Source organism: Devosia sp. P1_H9 (assembly GCF_056405135.1).
Genome location: NZ_JBFUCQ010000007.1, coordinates 1 through 17965, shown reverse-complemented (window position 1 = coordinate 17965; position 17965 = coordinate 1). Strand labels below are relative to the sequence as shown.

At 65.6% G+C, this 17965-nt stretch carries 11 protein-coding genes; 10 read left to right on the top strand and 1 reads right to left on the bottom strand.

Annotated features, from left to right (window positions below; translation table 11 throughout):
- The first annotated feature begins 17 nt into the window (after positions 1–17).
- The 5 genes from AC1DYL_RS14915 to AC1DYL_RS14895 all read left to right on the top strand — a co-directional run bounded on the left by AC1DYL_RS14915 (position 18) and on the right by AC1DYL_RS14895 (position 8505).
- Complete coding sequence (locus AC1DYL_RS14915) at positions 18–836, top strand: ABC transporter ATP-binding protein (protein WP_477173760.1); 819 nt, start codon at positions 18–20, stop codon at positions 834–836.
- On the top strand, positions 836–3382 hold the full coding sequence (locus AC1DYL_RS14910) for an ABC transporter permease (RefSeq protein ID WP_477173759.1): 2547 nt from the start codon (positions 836–838) through the stop codon (positions 3380–3382). The genes AC1DYL_RS14915 and AC1DYL_RS14910 overlap by 1 nt, the downstream gene beginning before the upstream one ends.
- Before the next feature lie 184 nt (positions 3383–3566).
- Positions 3567–4976 (top strand): ABC transporter substrate-binding protein, encoded by a 1410-nt coding sequence (locus tag AC1DYL_RS14905; protein WP_477151909.1) that lies wholly within the window; start codon positions 3567–3569, stop codon positions 4974–4976.
- Positions 4977–5155: 179 nt separating this feature from the next.
- Positions 5156–7120: an ABC transporter permease gene (locus tag AC1DYL_RS14900; protein WP_477173758.1), complete on the top strand. Its 1965-nt coding sequence runs from the start codon at positions 5156–5158 to the stop codon at positions 7118–7120.
- Positions 7121–7206: 86 nt separating this feature from the next.
- Positions 7207–8505: an enolase C-terminal domain-like protein gene (locus tag AC1DYL_RS14895; protein ID WP_477173994.1), complete on the top strand. Its 1299-nt coding sequence runs from the start codon at positions 7207–7209 to the stop codon at positions 8503–8505.
- Between the two features lie 193 nt (positions 8506–8698).
- On the opposite strand, the gene AC1DYL_RS14890 is transcribed toward AC1DYL_RS14895, so the two are convergent.
- Positions 8699–9853: a mandelate racemase/muconate lactonizing enzyme family protein gene (locus AC1DYL_RS14890; protein WP_477158401.1), complete on the bottom strand. Its 1155-nt coding sequence runs from the start codon at positions 9851–9853 to the stop codon at positions 8699–8701.
- A 293-nt stretch (positions 9854–10146) separates the two neighbouring features.
- On the opposite strand from AC1DYL_RS14890, the gene AC1DYL_RS14885 reads away from it, so the two are divergent.
- From AC1DYL_RS14885 to AC1DYL_RS14865, 5 genes are all read left to right on the top strand, one after another.
- Entirely contained in the window at positions 10147–11169 is a 1023-nt protein-coding gene (locus AC1DYL_RS14885; RefSeq protein WP_477173757.1) for a LacI family DNA-binding transcriptional regulator, read from the top strand.
- Complete coding sequence (locus AC1DYL_RS14880) at positions 11166–12050, top strand: carbohydrate ABC transporter permease (RefSeq protein ID WP_477173756.1); 885 nt, start codon at positions 11166–11168, stop codon at positions 12048–12050. The genes AC1DYL_RS14885 and AC1DYL_RS14880 overlap by 4 nt, the downstream gene beginning before the upstream one ends.
- Positions 12043–12921, top strand: coding sequence for a carbohydrate ABC transporter permease (locus tag AC1DYL_RS14875; protein ID WP_477173755.1), 879 nt, complete (start codon positions 12043–12045; stop codon positions 12919–12921). Before AC1DYL_RS14880 ends, AC1DYL_RS14875 begins: the two co-directional genes overlap by 8 nt.
- Before the next feature lie 31 nt (positions 12922–12952).
- Positions 12953–14185 carry an ABC transporter substrate-binding protein gene (locus tag AC1DYL_RS14870; RefSeq protein ID WP_477173754.1) on the top strand — a complete coding sequence of 411 codons (1233 nt, stop codon included), beginning with the start codon at positions 12953–12955 and terminating at the stop codon, positions 14183–14185.
- 254 nt (positions 14186–14439) lie between these two features.
- Entirely contained in the window at positions 14440–17565 is a 3126-nt protein-coding gene (locus AC1DYL_RS14865; protein WP_477173753.1) for a glycoside hydrolase family 31 protein, read from the top strand.
- Positions 17566–17965 lie beyond the last annotated feature (400 nt).

Sequence of the window (17965 nt, the reverse complement as noted above, 5' to 3'; positions counted from 1 at the left end):
GACTTGCCCGCCGGGCGATGCCAGAGATCATGCCGCGGACCGAAATAAGCAAGATCGGCCGCACATTGTTTTGCTTTGGCCCCTACCGCAAGTCCCAAATGGCACTGATCCAAGACCACAACGCCAGCCCGCTCCCTTCGGCAGCACAGCCGATAGTTGACGCTTCCGGCGTGAACTACACTTTGGAGGTCGCCTCACGCCCCCTGCACATTCTTCGCAATGTAGGGCTTCGGGTCGAAGCCTCTGAAGTTGCAGCGATTGTTGGGCCTTCAGGCAGCGGCAAAACCTCGCTTCTGATGCTGCTGGCGGGGCTCGAGCGGGCCACCTCCGGCAAGGTGGTCGTCGCCGGACAGGATCTTTCCTTACTGACCGAAGATGAACTGGCGGTGTTTCGGCGCAACACTTTGGGAATTGTTTTCCAGAGCTTCCATTTGATCCCCTCGCTGACCGCCTTGGACAATGTTGGCCTCGCCCTCGAGATCGCCTCGCCAGACCTGCCATTGGCCCAGGTGCGCGAGGCTGCGGCTGCGGCGCTGGCCGCCGTCGGCCTCGGCGATCGGCTCGATCACCGGCCTGCCGCGCTCTCGGGCGGCGAGCAGCAGCGCGTCGGGCTGGCCCGCGCCATGATCGCCAAGCCGCGCCTGTTGCTGGCCGACGAGCCGACCGGCAATCTCGACCAGCAGACCGGTGCCGTCGTGGTCGACCTGATGTTCGACCTGGCCCGCCGCCAGGGCACTGCGGTGGTCCTAATCACCCACGATCCGTCGCTCGCGGCTCGCGCCGACCGGGTGTTCACCATGACCCAGGGCGACCTGGTCGAGACGGTCCGCGCCTGATGCGAGCCCTGCTGGCAGCCATCCGCATCGGCCTGCTCGATATGCGCGGCGACATGCGCCGCTTCGGCTTGTTGATCATCTGCCTCGCCGTCGGCACGGCGCTGATCTCCGGCGTCAGCTCGGTCGGCGCCAGCATCCGCCAGGCGGTCGAGGAGAACGCCGCGGTGCTGATGGGCGGCGATGTCGAGTTGTCCCGCGCCGACCGCCAGGCGACCCCCGAGGAGCTCGCGCTGATCTCGGGATTCGGCAAGGTCTCCAGCGTCATCGACACCAACGTGCGCGCCGAAGTCGGGGACGCGGACGCCTTTGTCGATCTGATCTCCGTCGGCGACAGCTACCCGCTGCTAGGCGCCGTCGGCAGCGCGCAATTGCCGGCGGGCGAAACCCCGTTCGATTTCCTCGCCTACCGCGACGGCATGTTCGGCGCGCTGGTCAATCCGCTGATGCTCGATCAGCTCGGCATCTCCATCGGCGACACGCTGCAGATCGGCGGCACCGATTTCCAGGCCCGCGGCGTGCTGGCCGGCCTGCCCGATGCCGCAGTGCGCGGCTTCCGCCTCGGCCTCCCCGCCGTCATCACCACCGACGCCCTTGCCATCCTCTCCGATCGCACCTCGCCGCTACCCGGCCTCGGCACCTTCTTCCGCTACAAGGTGCTGCTCACCGAAGGCGATGCCGATTCCGGCAAGGCTGCGCTCGAAGCCGCGCTCGCCGACCCCAGCTGGACCGTGCGTTCCGCCCGCGAAGGTCTGGGCCCGATGGTGCGCTATTACGACCTGTTCATGCGCTTCCTGGTCATCGTCGGCCTCGCTTCGCTGCTGATCGGCGGCGTCAGCGTCTGGACCAGCATCTCGGCTTATGTCGCCGAACGCGCCAATGTCATCGCGGTGCTGCGCAGCATGGGCTCCGGCAAGGCACGCATCTTCATCCATTTCTTCGCCCAGATCGCCGCCCTGGCCGCCATCGGGGTCGGCATCGGCCTCGTGATCGGCGCCGGCACCGCGCTCCTCGCGCTGCCGATCATCGGCGGCGCCGTCGGAGTGCATCTGGCGCCAACCCTTCATGTCCAGCCGCTGCTGGTAGCTGCCGGCGTCGGCCTCATCACTGCCTTCGCCTTCTCCTACCTGCCGCTGCAGCAGGCGCAGACCATCAGCCCGGTGACGCTGTTCCGCTCCAAGGGCCTCGCCGCCCCGCCGATCGAGTGGGGCAAGCTGCTGCTCTCCGCGCGCATCCTGCCGCTGCTGTTCGCCGGCGCGCTGTTCCTGTGGCTCGCCATCGTCATGACCGACGACCCGATGCTGGTCGCCGCCTTCGGCATCGTCAGCATCCTGTCGGTGCTGCTGTTCCAGCTCGGCATCGTTGTCGCCCGCTACGCGCTGCACCGCCTGCCCGAGCCCCGCAACCGGGTGCTGCGCTACGCCCTGCGCAATATCGCGACCACCGGCAACAACGCCTCCTCCGTCGTCGTCTCGGTCGGGCTGGCGCTTGCCATGCTGGTGGTCGTGCTGGTGCTGCAGGTGAACCTCCGCAACGAATATCTCGGTGCCTCGGTGTTCGATGCGCCCACCCTCGTCGCCTCTGACCTCTTCCCTGACGAAGTCGAAACCCTGCAGGCCATGGAAGACGCCGGCGGCGACGTCACCGCCTTCTCCGCCACCCCGATGCTGCGCGGAGCCCTCGGCGCGCTGAACGACAAGCCGGCGGCCCTGCTGCAGCCGCGCGGTCCCGAAGCCTCGTTCCTGCTCTCGGGCGAAATCCCGCTGACCTACCGCCAGCACCTGCCGGCCACCTCCAAACTCGTGGCCGGCCAGTGGTGGGCCGACGACTATCAGGGCCCGCCGCTGGTTTCGCTGCACCAGAGCCTCCGCTCCGGGCTGGGCGTCAATCTCGGCGACAAGCTGTCCTTCCAGATCTTCGGCGAAACCATCACCGCGGAAGTCGCGAACTTCCGTGACTATTCCTGGCAGGGCGGCATCGATTTCCTCGCCACCTTCTCGCCCGGCGTGCTCGAGGCCTACCCCTCGACCCTGCTCGGCGCCGTCACCGCCGCCCCCGGCCGCGAAGAGGCGGTAGAGCGCATGCTCGCCACCACGCTCCCCGATGTCCGCTTCATCGCCATCGGCGCCACGCTCGAGCAGATCACCCGGGCCCTGGGCCAGCTGTCCCTCGCCGCCTCGCTGGTCGGCGGCCTAGCCGTCGGCAACGGGCTGCTCGTCCTGATCGGCAGCCTCGCCACCGGACGCCGGCAGCGCCAGGCCGATGCCGTGATCACCAAGGTGCTCGGCGCCAAGCGCTTCGACGTGCTCGTCGTTTCCGTGCTGCACTACGTGCTGCTGGCCGCCTTCGCGGCCTTGCTGGCGACGCCGCTCGGCATCGCCCTCGCCTGGATCCTCACCATGGTGCTGCTCGACGTCGATTTCGCGCTCGACGCTGCAACGCTGGCCGCCGTCGACCTCGGCGCCATCGTCATCACCGGCTTCCTCGGCGCCACCACCATTATCGGTGTGCTGTCCGCCCGCTCGGCCGGTTTCCTGCGCGAGCCGTAAGCTCCCGCCCCGCAAGCGTTTCCTACTCGAAGCGAACATATCCGCGGCGAACGCTGAGGTACGTGTTGCAGCGGAAGGAAAACTGTTCAATGTTGCAGAGGCTACGATCAGCAAGGCGGGCACGAAGAACCGCCAGATCGAGCCGTGACTAGGAGAGACTGCTACACCAGGAGGAGAAATCTTAATGACTTTCAAGAAGTTAAGCCGTCGCGACGTCCTGAGGGGGACAGTTGCCACAGGCGCGGGCCTTCTCGCCGCGGGAAGCGGCCTGCCGGTTTTCGCTCAGGATGCAGCCAAGCCCGCACCTGACGCGCCGCTTCCGGTGGGCTCGGCCGACAAGCTGACCGTCATCCACCGCACCGAATATTTCGAAGCTGCGCAAACCGCCTTCCGCGACACCGTCAGTGCTTTCGCGAAGGCCAACAATGTCGAGCTCGATATCTCGACCACCAACCCGGAATCGTTCGGCGATTTCCTTGGCAAGATGTCGGCGGCCGTCAAGGCCGGCAATCCGCCCGATTTCGCCTACACCAGCAACGTTTCCATCTCGCAACTGCATTTGCTCGACCTGGTCGAGGACATGACCGACGTCGTCGACGAAGCGGTCAAGCTTTATGGCGACATCATGCCGGGGCTGAACGCGGCCAAGACCGCCCAGTTCGACGGGCGCTGGGCGGCGGTTCCGCTCATCGGCACCACCACGGGCTACTATATGCGTGGCGACAAACTGAAGGAAAAGGGCATCGATCCGGCCTCGCTCAAGACCTTCAGCGATCGTCGCGAAGCGGCCCTGGCGATCTCCGGCCCGGATTTCTACGGCTGGGGCGTTACCCCCAACCAGTCCGGTGACGGCTTCGGCTTCCTGATCCTCCTGATCCAGGCCTTCGGTGGTCACTTCACCGATAAGGCCGGCCAGATCGTGCAGTTCGACTCGCCCGAGACGGTTGCCGCTTACGAGTGGCTCAAGGAGACCTACGACCGCAACGGCAAGTACGCCGCCATGCTGCCGCCGGGCGTCGAAAGCTGGACCGATACGTCCAACAACGAGGCCTTCCTCGCCGGCCAGATCGGCTACACGCACAACGCCTTCAGCGTCTATGCGCAGTCGAAGCGCGACAACAACCCGGTCTATCCGAACATCGTGCTGCTGCCGGCTCCGACGGCCAACAACGGCGACAGCCGCAATGGCGGCCAGGTCGGCGGGTGGATGACCGTGTTCAAGGGCGCCAAGAACGCCGACCTCGCCAAGAAGCTCGCCCTCGACCTGCTCGATCCGGTGAACTTCGGCAAGATCGCGGCGCTCGGCAGCGTGCTGTTCACGCCGGCCTACAAGAACCTGTGGACCGACGAACTGCTGGCGGGCGACCCGAACCTGAAGGTCATCAAGGAGCAGGTCAGCGTCACCGACCCGTTCCTCGGCCAGTCCTGGCCGGCCGATCCGAACGCCGGTGTCGATGCCATCCGCGCCCAGGGCGTGGTGGAGCAGTCCGTCGCCAACGTCATCTCCGGGCGCATGGCTCCCGCCGATGCGGTGAAGGATGCGCACCAGAAGATGCGCGATATCTTCGAAGAAGGCGGCATGACGCAGCCGTAGGACTGATGTCCGATGCGAGGGAGGGCGGCGCGACCGCCCTCCCGATTTCGATAGCACAGCGTCGACGACGGCCATCCTCCCTCGCGGGGCGTGAGCGCGGCTGTCTGCAACGGTTCACAAAGCCGTCACATCCGGTTCGGCCGAAAGCGCGATATACAAGACTTTGAAGGGAACAGTTCATGGTTGATCAGGCTCAGGTAGACAGCGCGCCGGTGCGGGCAGCACGGCCAATGTCCACCGCGCGCCGCCTGCAGGCGATACTCGGGCGCGATTGGAAAATCGCGATCCTGTTCATCCTGCCGATGGCGGTGATCATGGTGGGGCTGATCTTCTGGCCCTTCGTCAACGCCATCCTGATGAGCATGACCACGCTGAACTTCCAGACCGGCGACACCGTCAATGTCGGTCTCAAGAACTTCCAGCGCCTGTTCACCAACTCCGACTACCTGCTGGCGATGGGGAACACGATCACCTTCACCCTGTGGTCGCTCAGCATCAAATTCGTCACCGGCATGACCATCGCCATGATCCTCAACAGCAAGCTGCCGACCCGCGACCTCCTGGCCGCGATCATGCTGCTGCCGTGGATCGTCCCCGAAATCGTCACGGCGCTTGCCTGGAAGAGCATCTACGACCCGCTGTTCGGCGGCCTCAACCCGATCCTCCAGGGCCTCGGCGTCATCGAGAAGCCGCTGGGCTGGCTGTCCGACCCAAAGATGGCGATGGGCAGCGTCATTGCGGTGAACGTCTGGAAGGGCATCCCGTTCTTCACCCTGCTGCTGCTCGCCGGCCTGAAGGCGATCGACAACGAGCAACTCGAGGCCGCCGAGGTTGATGGCGCGAGCGCCGTGCAGCGCTTCCGCTACGTCACCCTGCCAGGGCTCAAATACGTCATCATCGTCGTGCTGCTGCTGAGCTTCATTTCCACCTTCAACCAGTTCGGCCTCATCTTCCTGATGACCGGCGGTGGCCCGGGCGGCGCGACGAAGCTTTACTCGATCCTTGCCTACGAGAAGGCCATCGGCTCGCTGCAATACGGCCCGGGTAGCGCGATTGCGCTGAGCGTGGCGCCGCTGATGGCGATCCTCATCTACTTCCTCGCCAAGACCATGCGGCGCGAAGAGCGTGCTGCCGCCATCGACAGCAAGCCCAGTTTCGGCTCGCGGGTCGCCCGGGTGGTGCAGGCTGCCTTCGGCAGGGTGCTCGATGTCCTGTTCTGGCCGTTCGACATGCTGTTCCGCGGCTTTGGCTACCTGGCGGGTGCGATCGGCCGCCGCTTCCCCACCCCGCCGGGCCAGAAATATGTCGCCAAGCAGCGCAACGAGCGCGTCTATATCGGGATAAGGCTGCTGGTGCTGATGCCGATCCTGATCTTCGTCTTGTTCCCGTTCTTCTGGGTGATCATCACCTCGTTCAAGACCACGCCACAGATCAGCGCCCGCACCTCGATCTTCTGGCCGGAGCCGTTCACGATCGATCAGTACGTCTCGCTGATCCGCGACTCGCAGTTCCTCACCTGGCTGCGCAACTCGGTGCTGGTGGCGGCGGTGAGCACGCTCGTCTCGGTGACGTTCGCGGCGCTTGCCGCCTACGCGCTGACGCGGTTGAAATTCACCGGGGCAGGGCTGCTGACCACGTTCATCCTGATCACTTACCTCCTGCCTGGCACGCTGATCTTCATCCCGCTCTACCAGACTCTCAGCGACCTGGGCCTCATCAACAGCTACGGCTCGCTGATCGTCACCTACCCGACCTTCCTGATGCCCTTCGCCACCTGGGTGCTGATCGGCTATTTCCGCACCATACCGGTCGAGCTCGAGGAAGCCGCGATGATCGACGGGGCGAGCCGGATCTACGCGTTCTGGAAGATCACCCTGCCGCTGGCGGCGCCGGCACTGCTGTCGGTGACGCTGTTCGCCTTCACCAACGCGTGGAACGAGTTCCTCTTCGCCTTCGTGTTCATCACCTCGGAATCGCTCCGCACGTTGCCGATCGGCCTCCAGTCGATGGTGGTGGGCGACATCCTGCCCTGGGGCAAGCTGATGGCGGCGTCGCTGCTGACGGCGGTGCCGGTGGCGGTGCTCTACATGTACACCCAGCGCTTCCTCGTCGGCGGTCTCACCGTCGGCGGCGTCAAGGGCTAGTACACCAACCGGGGGCGCCGTCGGCGCCCTCCGCTTCCTGTTCGAGAGATCCCATAGTGACGACCGCCACACCCATCGTCACCGGCATGCGGGTGGTGCCCGTCGCCGGCGAGGACAGCATGCTGCTGAACCTCAGCGGCGCGCACGCCCCGCTGTTCACCCGCAACATCGTCATCCTCACCGACAGCTTGGGGCATACCGGGCTCGGCGAGGTGCCGGGCGGGGAGGCCATCGCCAGAACTCTCGAGGATAGTCGCGAGCTGATCGTCGGGCGCGAGATCGGCGCCTGTCGCACCCTGCTGCGGCAGGTCGGCGAGACCTTTGCGGGCCGCGATGCCGGTGGCCGCGGCGCGCAGACCTTCGACCTCCGCATCACCATTCACGCCGTCGCCGCCCTCGAATGCGCGCTGCTCGACTTGATGGGCCAGTTCCTCGGCGTGCCGATGGCCGAGCTGCTCGGCGATGGCCAGGTCCGCGACCGGGTCGAGATGCTCGGCTACCTGTTCTATGTCGGCGACCGGACCCGCACGCCGCTCGGCTATCGCGCCAACCAGGTCGGCGACGACTGGATCCGGTTGCGCGACGAGCCGGCGCTCGATCCGGCAGCGATCGTTCGCCTCGCCGAGGCCGCCGAGGCGCGGTACGGCTTCCGCGATTTCAAGCTCAAGGGCGGCGTGCTGGCCGGTGAGCAGGAGGCGGACGCGATTGAGGCCATGGCGGCGCGCTTCCCCGATGCGCGGCTGACCATCGACCCCAACGGCGCCTGGTCGCTGCAGGAGGCGATCGGCATCGCGAAACGGCTGAAGCCGATTCTCGCCTATGCCGAGGATCCGTGCGGTGGCGAGAATGGGTTCTCAGGGCGCGAGGTATTGGCAGAGTTCCGGCGCGCCACCGGCATCAAGGTCGCGACCAACATGATCGCCACCGACTGGCGACAGATGGGCCACGCGATAACGCTCGGCAGCGTCGACATCCCGCTCGCCGACCCCCACTTCTGGACCCCGCGCGGCTCGATCGACGTCGCAAAGCTCTGCGCCCGCTGGGGCCTCACCTGGGGCAGCCACTCGAACAATCACTTCGACATTTCGCTCGCCATGTTCACCCAGGTCGGCGCCGCCGCACCCGGCGCCATCACCGCACTCGACACCCACTGGATCTGGCAGGACGGCCAGCGGCTGACAGTGGAACCACCGCTGATCCGCGACGGGCATGTTGCGGTGCCGGAGCGGCCGGGGCTGGGGGTAGAACTTGATGAGGCGGCGCTGGAAGTCGCGCACCAGCGCTACCGCGCGCTGCCGGCCGGGAGCCGCAATGACGCAGCGGCGATGCAGTACCTGATCCCGGGCTGGACGTTCGACCCGAAGCGACCAGCGCTGGTTCGGTAGGGCACCGGTCTGCCTTCTCCCCTTGTGGGAGAAGGTGGCGCGAAGCGCCGGATAAGGGGGCCCGCAACCACGGGTTGCGCGATCGGAGCGAAAGCGACGAGCGACGGAGTGCTCGGAGAGATACCCCTCATCCGCCCTTCGGGCACCTTCTCCCACAAGGGGAGAAGGCGATCCCCGCTAGGTCAATGCCAATTCAAGCAAACCAGGTCGTTCCCGGATACTGGTGCGCCTTCGCCACTTCTTCGTTCAGTTCCAGGCCGATCCCCGGCCGGTCGCTCAGCTTGATCCGCCCGTTCTGGATGATGTCGCCGCCATCGGTGATCGTCGACCAGTAGTCGCGGTTGAACCAGTGGAACTCGAGGATCAGGAAGTTCGGCACCGTCGCGCAAACCTGTGCCGAAGCCATGGTGCCGATCGGCGACGACACGTTGTGCGGCGCAAACGGGATCGAGTAGAGGTCCGCCATCTCGGCGATCTTGCGGCACTCACTGAGCCCGCCGCATTTCGGAATATCCGGCATGATGATGTCGAGGGCCTGCTGCTCGAACACCTTGCGGAAGCCATGGCGCAGGTAGAGGTTTTCGCCGCCGCAGATCGGCACGCTGGTCGAGCGCGTGATCTCTGCCATGGCGTCGATGTTTTCCGGCGGGATCGGCTCCTCCAGCCACATCAGCTGCAAGTGCTCGAGGTCCTTGGCGAGCCGGATGGCGGAGTGCTTGTCGAGCCGCGTGTGCAGGTCGCAGGCGACATCGACCTCCTTGCCGGCCGCCTTCACCACCATCTCGGCCAGCTCGACCATGCGGTCATGCTCCCACTTGTTGGGAGTCATGTTGAACTTGTCCTTCTCGTACCAGCCGGTCTCCGAACCGGTGTGGCCGTAGGCGCGGATGTCGAGATCGACCTTGAGCGCGGTGAAGCCGGCCTCCAGCACCTCGTCGACCACCGCCTGCACTTCGCCCATGTTCATGCCGGGCGAGACTTCGCAGTCGCAATAGACGCGGATGTCGTCGCGGAACTTGCCGCCCATCAGCTCGTAGATCGGCACCTTCAGGGCCTTGCCCTTGAGGTCCCACAGCGCAATCTCGATCCCGGTCAGCGCAGTGATCAGCGCCCCCGCGAAGCCGCCCTCGAACACCAGGCTGCGCCGTGTCTCCTCGAAGATCGCGTCGATGGCAAAGGGGTCGCGGCCCACCAGCCTCTCGGCCAGCTCCTGGATGATGGCGATGGCCTGGTGGCCGCCATGCACGCATTCGCCGAGCCCGGTGATCCCTGCGTCGGTCTCGATCTTCACCCACAGATGCATGCAATGGCCGCTCGTCGCCGCCGTCTTCACCGAAGTGATCTTCACGTCACGTCTCCCTCACTCTGCCCGCAATCCTCCGCACGAGCCCGGGGCAGGTTACAGCCCGAGCCAACCTTGGCAACCCTCCGAACGGGTTAGAGAAATGGCTCCCCAGTCGGCTCGACCACACCTCGCCCCACACCGCCGCCGTTGACAGGCCCGTCGCCGCGGCATAGAAAAACGAGACGGTTTAACGTAAAACCTACGAGGCCTCTCCGCGCAGTTCGATCGAACCAAGAATCGTCACGCGGAAACATGGGTTTAGTAGTTTAACGCAAAACCAGAGGAGGATTTCGACTTTGCCGCGAGCTACCATCAAGGACGTTGCACAGGCTGCGAACGTGTCGCCGATGACTGTGTCCAACGTCATCAACGGCCGCCGCGCCAAGGCCTCCGACGACACGGTCGAGCGCATCATGATGGCGGTGAAGACCCTCGGCTACCGGCCGAACATGAGCGCCCGCAGCCTCGTCTCGAACGCCTCGCGCATGGTCGGGGTGATCATCCCGTTCACGGAAAACCAGAACCAGCTGCTGCTCGATAACCCGTTCTATGCCGAGATGATCTCCGGCATCGAAAGCGCCCTGCGCGCCAACGGCTACTACATGATGCTGTCGGGGGTAGGGGAGGGTAACGCCCAGCTCGACACCCTGTCGCACTGGAACATGGACGCGCTGATCGTCCTCGGCGTCTACCGCGAGGCCCTCTACGAGCGGCTGCGCGAACTCGACCTGCCGACGCTGCTGATCGACAGCTACATCGACGACCCCGCCTTCCATCGCCTCGGCGTCGACGACGAAGCCGCGGCCTACCAGGCGACGCGCTACCTCATCGGCAAGGGCCATCGCGGCGTGGCGCTGATCACCGGCGTCATCCGCACCGATGGTGTCATCGAGCGCCGCGTGGCCGGCTACAAGCGGGCGCTAGCGGAAGCCGGCATCGGTTTCGATCCAGCGCGTATCCTCTCCGGCTCCGTCACCTTCGACTGGGGCGCCGAGGCCGCCGAGCAGCTCGTCGCGCTCCCCGGCACCACTGCCGCCTTCTGCACCGCCGACCTGATCGCCGCAGGCCTCCTCGCCGGGCTGCACAAGCTCGGCAAGCGCATCCCCGAGGACTATTCGGTGATGGGTTTCGACAACCTGTCGATCTCACGCATGGTCTATCCGGCGCTGACCACGATGGACCAGTCGATCCTCGGCAAGGGCCAACTCGCCGGCCGGCTGATCAGCGCCATCCTCGGCAAGACCGACGCCCCGCGCGAAAGCTTCATCGACGTCGCCATCGTAGAGCGCGACAGCGTCGCCACGCGGAGCCCGTCATGAGCCCCGCGGCCGACCGCTCGAAGTATGTCGCGCTGGCGGTGCTGCTGCTGCCCAGCCTCGCCGGCATGGTGGTGTTCCTGATGGCCCCGGTGCTGTCGTCGCTGGTGCTCAGCTTCTCCGAGTGGGACCTGATCGGCGAGATCAACTGGGTCGGTATCGACAACTACGTCACCGCGCTCGCCGATCCGGCGGTGCTCGGCGCGCTCCGCAACACCCTCACCTTCATCCTCGGCTACTTGCCGTCGGTGGTGATCATCGCGCTCGGCCTCGCCTTGCTGCTCAACCGCCGCATCAAGGGACGCGTGGTGTTCCGGGCGATCTATTTCGTCCCGGTCGTCACCTCCTGGGTCGCGGTGTCGCTGATCTGGAAGTGGCTGCTCAACCCGCAATACGGCCTCGTGAACTTCGCGTTGGATGCGGTGGGCATCAAAGGCCCCGGCTGGTTGTTCGACCCGGCCTGGGCGATGACCGGCGTCATCCTCACCTCGGTGTGGAAGGACATCGGCTTCGTCACGGTAATCTACCTCGCGGGCCTCCAGGATATCCCCGAGCCGCTCTACGAGGCCGCCGCGCTCGATGGCGCGACGCCCTGGCAGCGCTTCTGGTCTATCACCTTCCCGATGCTGGCGCCGACCACGTTCTTCGTCACCACCATCTCGCTGATCTCGTCGTTCCAGGTGTTCGACCAGGTCTGGATCATGACCCAGGGCGGCCCCGCTGGCGCCACGTCGGTGATGGTCGAGCTGATCTACAAGAACGCCTTCAGCTACTACAAAATGGGCTACGCCTCGGCGATTTCCTGGGTGCTGTTCGCGCTGATCTTCGCCGTCACCATCGCCCAGAACCTCTTGCAGAAGAAGCTGGATCGGTCCGATGGCTGACGCGACCCTTCTCACCGCGAACTCGCTGAGCCGCGCCGCCGAGCGCAAGCGCCCGCCGGTCCGGATAGCCGACCTCGCCACCTACGCGATCCTCATCCTCGGCGCAGTCATCATGCTGCTGCCCTTCGCCTGGATGGTCTCCACCTCGCTGAAGACCGCCGGCGCCACCTTCGTCACGCCGCCGCAATGGCTGCCCGACCCGGCCACCCTCGACAACTACACGAGGGTGTTCGACTCGGCCCCGGTCGGCCAGTTCCTCATCAACTCGATCTTCGTCTCGGTCACCTCGACTGCGCTGATGGTCCTCTTCTGCGCCATGTCGGGCTACGCCTTCGCCCGCATCGAATTCCCAGGCCGCACCGTGCTGTTCTACGCCTACCTCGCCACCCTGATGATCCCGCAGCAGGTGACCCTCACCCCGCTGTTCATCATCATGAACTTCCTCGGCTGGACCAACACCTACCAGGCGCTGATCCTGCCCTCGAGCTTCGGTGCCTTCGGCACGTTCCTGCTCCGCCAGTTCTTCCTTCGCCTCCCCAAGGAGATCGAGGAAGCCGCCTTCATCGATGGCGCCGGTTACATCAGGATCTTCTTCACCATCGCCATCCATCTGGCGCGCCCGGCGCTCGCGACGCTGGCGGTGTTCGCCTTCATGGCCAGCTGGAACGGCTTCCTGTGGCCCCTGATCATCACCACAGACCAGTCGATGATGACCCTGCCGCTCGGGCTATCCGCCCTGCAGGGCCGCTGGACCACCGACTGGAACGTGCTGATGGCCGGCACGGTGATCGCCACCCTGCCGATCATCGCCGTCTACATCTTCGCCCAGCGCTTCATCATCAAGGGCCTGTCCCATACCGGGCTCAAATAACGGACCAAAGGTCTCAAGGAGGAGAACGACCATGCTGCGTAGGACTTTTACCGGACTGTTGCTCGCAACCGCCCTCATCACCCCGGCGCTCGCCGAGGACGTCACCGTCAAGTACATGACCTTCTCGGCCGCGCCGAACTACCTGAAGGAACTCGACGCCACCATCGCTGCCTTCGAGGCCGATCACCCCGGCATCAAGGTCACCTACGAGACCGCCGCGTGGGACGCCTATTTCACCAAGCTGCAGACCCTCGTTGCCGCCAAGCAGGCGCCCGACGCCTTCGAGCTCAACTTCGAGAACTTCGTCACCTATGCCGACAAGGGCGCGCTCGCCGACCTCACCCCGCTAATCGCAGCCGACACCGGCTTCTCGACGTCCGTCTACAACCCGACGGCGCTCGCCGCCTTCCAGCAGGATGGCAAGCAGTACGGTCTGGTCGAGAGCTTCTCCAACGTCGTCCTGTTCTACAACAAGGACCTGTTCGACGCGGCCGGCGTCACCTATCCGACCGCCGACTGGACCTGGACCGAAGAGCTCGAAGCCGCGCAGAAGCTGACCGACCCGGCAAAGGGCGTGTGGGGCGATTTCGCCCCGATCCAGTTCTGGGAGTTCTACAAGACCATCGCCCAGAACGGCGGCTCGATCCTCTCGCCCGACAAGAAGACCGTCACCATCGACTCGCCTGAGAATGTCGAGACGCTGCAGTGGATGATCGACAAGGTGAACAAGTACAAGGTCACCCCGTCGGACGTCGAAATGGCTGGCCAGTCCTCCGAGGACCTGTTCAAGGCCGGCAAGATCGCCATGCTCCGCACCGGCATCTGGCTGCTCGGCGATTTCGCCGCCAACGCCAAGTTCAAGTGGGACATCGCGCTCGAGCCCGGCAAGACCAACAAGGCGCACCACTTCTTCGCCAACGGCGTCGCCGTCTCGGCCAACAGCGCCCACGCTGACGCCGCTTACCAGTGGATCAAGTTCCTCACGTCGTCGAAGGCCGCCGTCGACCTCCGCATCGCCGCCGGCTGGGAACTCCCCGCCGTCTCCGACGCCGCCGCCGTCCAGGGCTACCTCGACCAGCCGGTCCCCGAGAGCCGCGAAGTCGTGTTCCAGGCCCTCGACACGGCGGTCGTCCCGCCGGTGATCGGCAACTGGAACCAGCTCACCGACGCCGTCGGCAAGGAACTCGAAGCGGCCAAGCTCGGCCAGAAGACTCCGGAGCAGGCCCTGAAGGACGCCAAGGTCGCGATCGAGGGGTTGCTGTAGTCACGCCGACCTCTCAGTCGTGATCCTCCCCCGCGTGGCGGGGGAGGGACCGGCGAAGCCGGTGGAGGGGGCAGCAGCACGCACCGGCGCGTTTGTCACGCCGTACTATCAGTCATCTCCCTCCCCCTTGCGGGGAGGGGACAGGGGTGGGGGTCCACAGCCACCGGCCCTCCAGTCCCGCCAACCACTTTTGCCACCCCAAGGGCAAAGGCCGGGAGCCTCCGGGCTCTCGGCCACTACCACCGGAACCACAGATGACCACCACCGAAACCACTCGCGAGCCCGCCCTCACCACCCGGCACCCCTGGTTCCTCGACCTCTACGCCGCCCTCCTGCGCGACCCCGCCGCCGCCCAGCCCGAAGTCACCGCCCGCCTGACCGCCGCCGATATCTCCGACCCCGTCGAAGCCGCGCTCGCCCTCTACCTCGCCGCGCTCTCCGCCCAATCCACTCGCGACCTGACCCTCATTCGCGGCCCCCGGGCCAGCGCCGCCCGCGCCCTCGTCACCACTCGCCTCGAGCGCGAGCTCTCCCCCAGCCAGAACCATTTCACCGACACCTGGGTCGTCGCCCTGTGGGCCGCCGCGTTGCGCGAAGCCAACCACCTCGTCCGCGACGAAGCCACCACGCGCCTCGTCGGCCGGGTGAAGAACCACGTCTACGCCCGTCACGTCCGCATGGGCGCCCTGATGAGTTCCTCCGACAAGGCGACGCTCGAGTTCGACGTACTCCTCGCCGCCGTGCCCTTCGGCCTGTTCGATTGCGAAGACCTCGTCCTCGTCGACTCCGTCCGCTCCCTCACCGCGCCGGACCGCCTCGCCGCCGCCGCCCCCGCCGACCGCGCATTGCTCGCCTGGTACTATGCCGAGCAGGGCAGCTACGCCAAAAGCCGGAGACTCCTCGCCGACGTGGCTGCTCCCATCGTCGCGCAGCGCCTCAAGACCCTCGGCCAGCTCGAAGAACGCTTCATCCGCCATACCCCCGACGGCAACGGCAACCGCTACGAGCCGCTGATCGAGGAGCGCTTCCCAAAACTCATCACCGACACCGACGATGTCATCGTCCGCGCTCAGGCATCACCCCTGTCGTCCGATGAGCCGCTCGAACTGCTCATTGGCGACACCGTCCTCGCCGGCACCTTCAAGGGCGACTGCTGGGAGTTCATCCTCCCCCGCGCTTCCGCAGGATCGCTGGTCGAGTACCGAATCCGCTTCAAAAGCCATTCAGAAATCGTGCAGGGTCCGTTCAGTTATGAGGTCCTGACCCGTGTTCACAATGTCAGCTCTGCTGACCTGACCGGCTCGCGCCTCGAGCTGGTTCCGGGTGCAAATGCCGGCAATTTCTCGCCCATCCGCCTCGGCGCCGCCACGCTCACGCACGTGTCGAACCTGCATGACCGCGCCGGCAAGATCCGCGAGATTTCCGCCACGCTGCTCCACCCGCCTTGCGGCTGGTACGGCTTCGGCGAGCGCTACAACGCCCTCAACCAGGCCGGCAATTTCGTCGATCAGTTCGTCTACAACCAGTATAAGGAACAAGGGCTTAGGACCTACATGCCGATGCCCGTCGGCTACACCGACGCCGGCTTCGGCCTCCACCTCGCGACCGACTCCTACTCCTGGTTCGACCTTGCCACGCCGGGCCAAACCCGCATCGGCGTCGAAGCCGACCACCTGTCGATCGATCTCCTGACCGGCACGGTCGCCCAGCAGGTCACCCAGTTCATGGCCCTCACCGGCGATCCGGAACCGGTCCCCGGCTGGGCGCTCGGGCCATGGATGTCCTCGAACAACTGGGACAACGAAGCCGAAGTCCGCAAGCAGGTCGCCCTCACCCTCGAGCACCAGATTCCGGCTACCGTGCTGGTCATCGAGGCCTGGTCCGACGAAGCGACCTTCTACATCTTCAACGACGCGCAATACACCGAAAGGCCGGGAAATCAGGCCTTCTCCTACGACGATTTCGCGTTCCCCGAGTGGGGGCGCTGGCCCGATCCGAAGGGCCTCGCCGAGCACCTGCACGACAACGACCTCCGCCTGATCCTCTGGCAGATCCCGATCATCAAACAGTCCCCGGCCCTCAAGCACGCGCAGAAGCGCCGCGACGAAGCCCATTTCTTCGAGCGCGGCTTCGGCGTCCGCCACCCCGACGGCACTCCGCTCCGTCTGCCCGAAGGCTGGTTCAAGGACAGCCTGCTGATGGATTTCACCAATCCCGAGGGCCGCGACTGGTGGTTCAACAAACGCCAGTACCTCATCGACGAACTCGGCGTCGACGGCTTCAAGACCGATGGCGGCGAGATGGTCTGGGGCCGCGACCTCGTCTTCTCCGACGGCACCACCGGCCTCGAAAACCGCAACACTTATCCCCGCGACTACATCTCGGCCTACTATCGGTTCGCGCAACAGAACGGGGGCATCTGCTTTTCGCGCGCCGGCTACACCGGGGCGCAGACCTTTCCGGCTCATTGGGCCGGCGATGAACGCTCCACCTGGGATGCGTTCAAACGCTCGATCCTGGCCGGTCTCTCGGCCGGCATGTCGGGGGTGATCTTCTGGGGCTGGGATCTCGGCGGTTTTTCCGGCGAAGTCCCGAGCGCCGAGCTCTACATCCGCTCGGCCCAGATGGCGTGCTTCTGCCCGATCATGCAGTACCACGCAGAGAGCAAGGCCGAGTTCAACCAGGACCGCACCCCCTGGAACATCGCCGAGCGCTCTGGCGACCAGCGGGCCCTCACCGGCTACCGCTTCTACGCCAACCTCCGCATGTCGCTCATGCCCTACCTGCAGCAGGAGGCGGCCTGGTGCGTCGCTCGGAAGCAGCCGCTGATGCGCACAATGCTGCTGGATTATCAAAGGGATAGCCGAGTTATCCCCCTCTGGGATCAGTACATGTTCGGCCGCGATCTCCTCGTCGCCCCGATCATCCGCGAAGGCGAAACCTCGCGCGAAGTCTATCTCCCCGCAGGCCGCTGGTGGCACCTCTTCCAGAACCGCTGGTACGAAGGCGGGCGGACCCACCAAGTCGCTGCTCCGCTTGAGGAAATCCCGGTCTATCTGCGCGAAGGCACCATCCTCCCCCTGGCCTTCGACCAGGAAATCCGCCTGGGCGCCCCCATGCCCTCCGACATCGGCGCCCCACACGTCACCGTCTTCCTGATCGCCGGCCTCCAGGACAACCAGCCCCTCCATCACGACGGCATCGAGATCACCCAGTTCGCCGGCGTCGTCAGGGTGACGGCCCCCACCCAGCTCCCGCGCCACTGCCAGCTGGTCTTCGCCGACACCCCAACCCGCGTCGAGCTGAACGGCATCCCGCAAACCCTCGGCACCCTGGACCTATCAGGCGTCGCCCTCCCAACGCTGACCCTGCCTAGGTGAGGCAAGGTGGAACTGTTCGAGCCAAGACTGGTCGCGAGGGCGGGCGCGGGCACCCCTAATAGACCGGTACGAGGTGAAGGGCGCCTTGCTCGAAGCGCAAGCCAGTGCCGTGGCGATGCACAGATCGTTCTCGCAAGCTGACGCATCCGACAGCCCTTCGGCTTCGGAGTTTCAAAGAACCTTCCCCTTTCGAGGAAGACGAAGCGGGACCGGCGAGGCGTTTGCCCCGTAGCGGTAGTCCGCGAATGAATGAGGCTCACGCCTCGCCGGCCGGCCGGGGTTTTGGGCCTATGCCACCAGTGCCGGGGCGCATCCCCTGCCGCATCGCGGGAACGATGGCAGCTCAGTCGGCGGCCGGAATGCCAGCACCGCGTTTCCTTGCTCCCGCCCGGCTCATGCG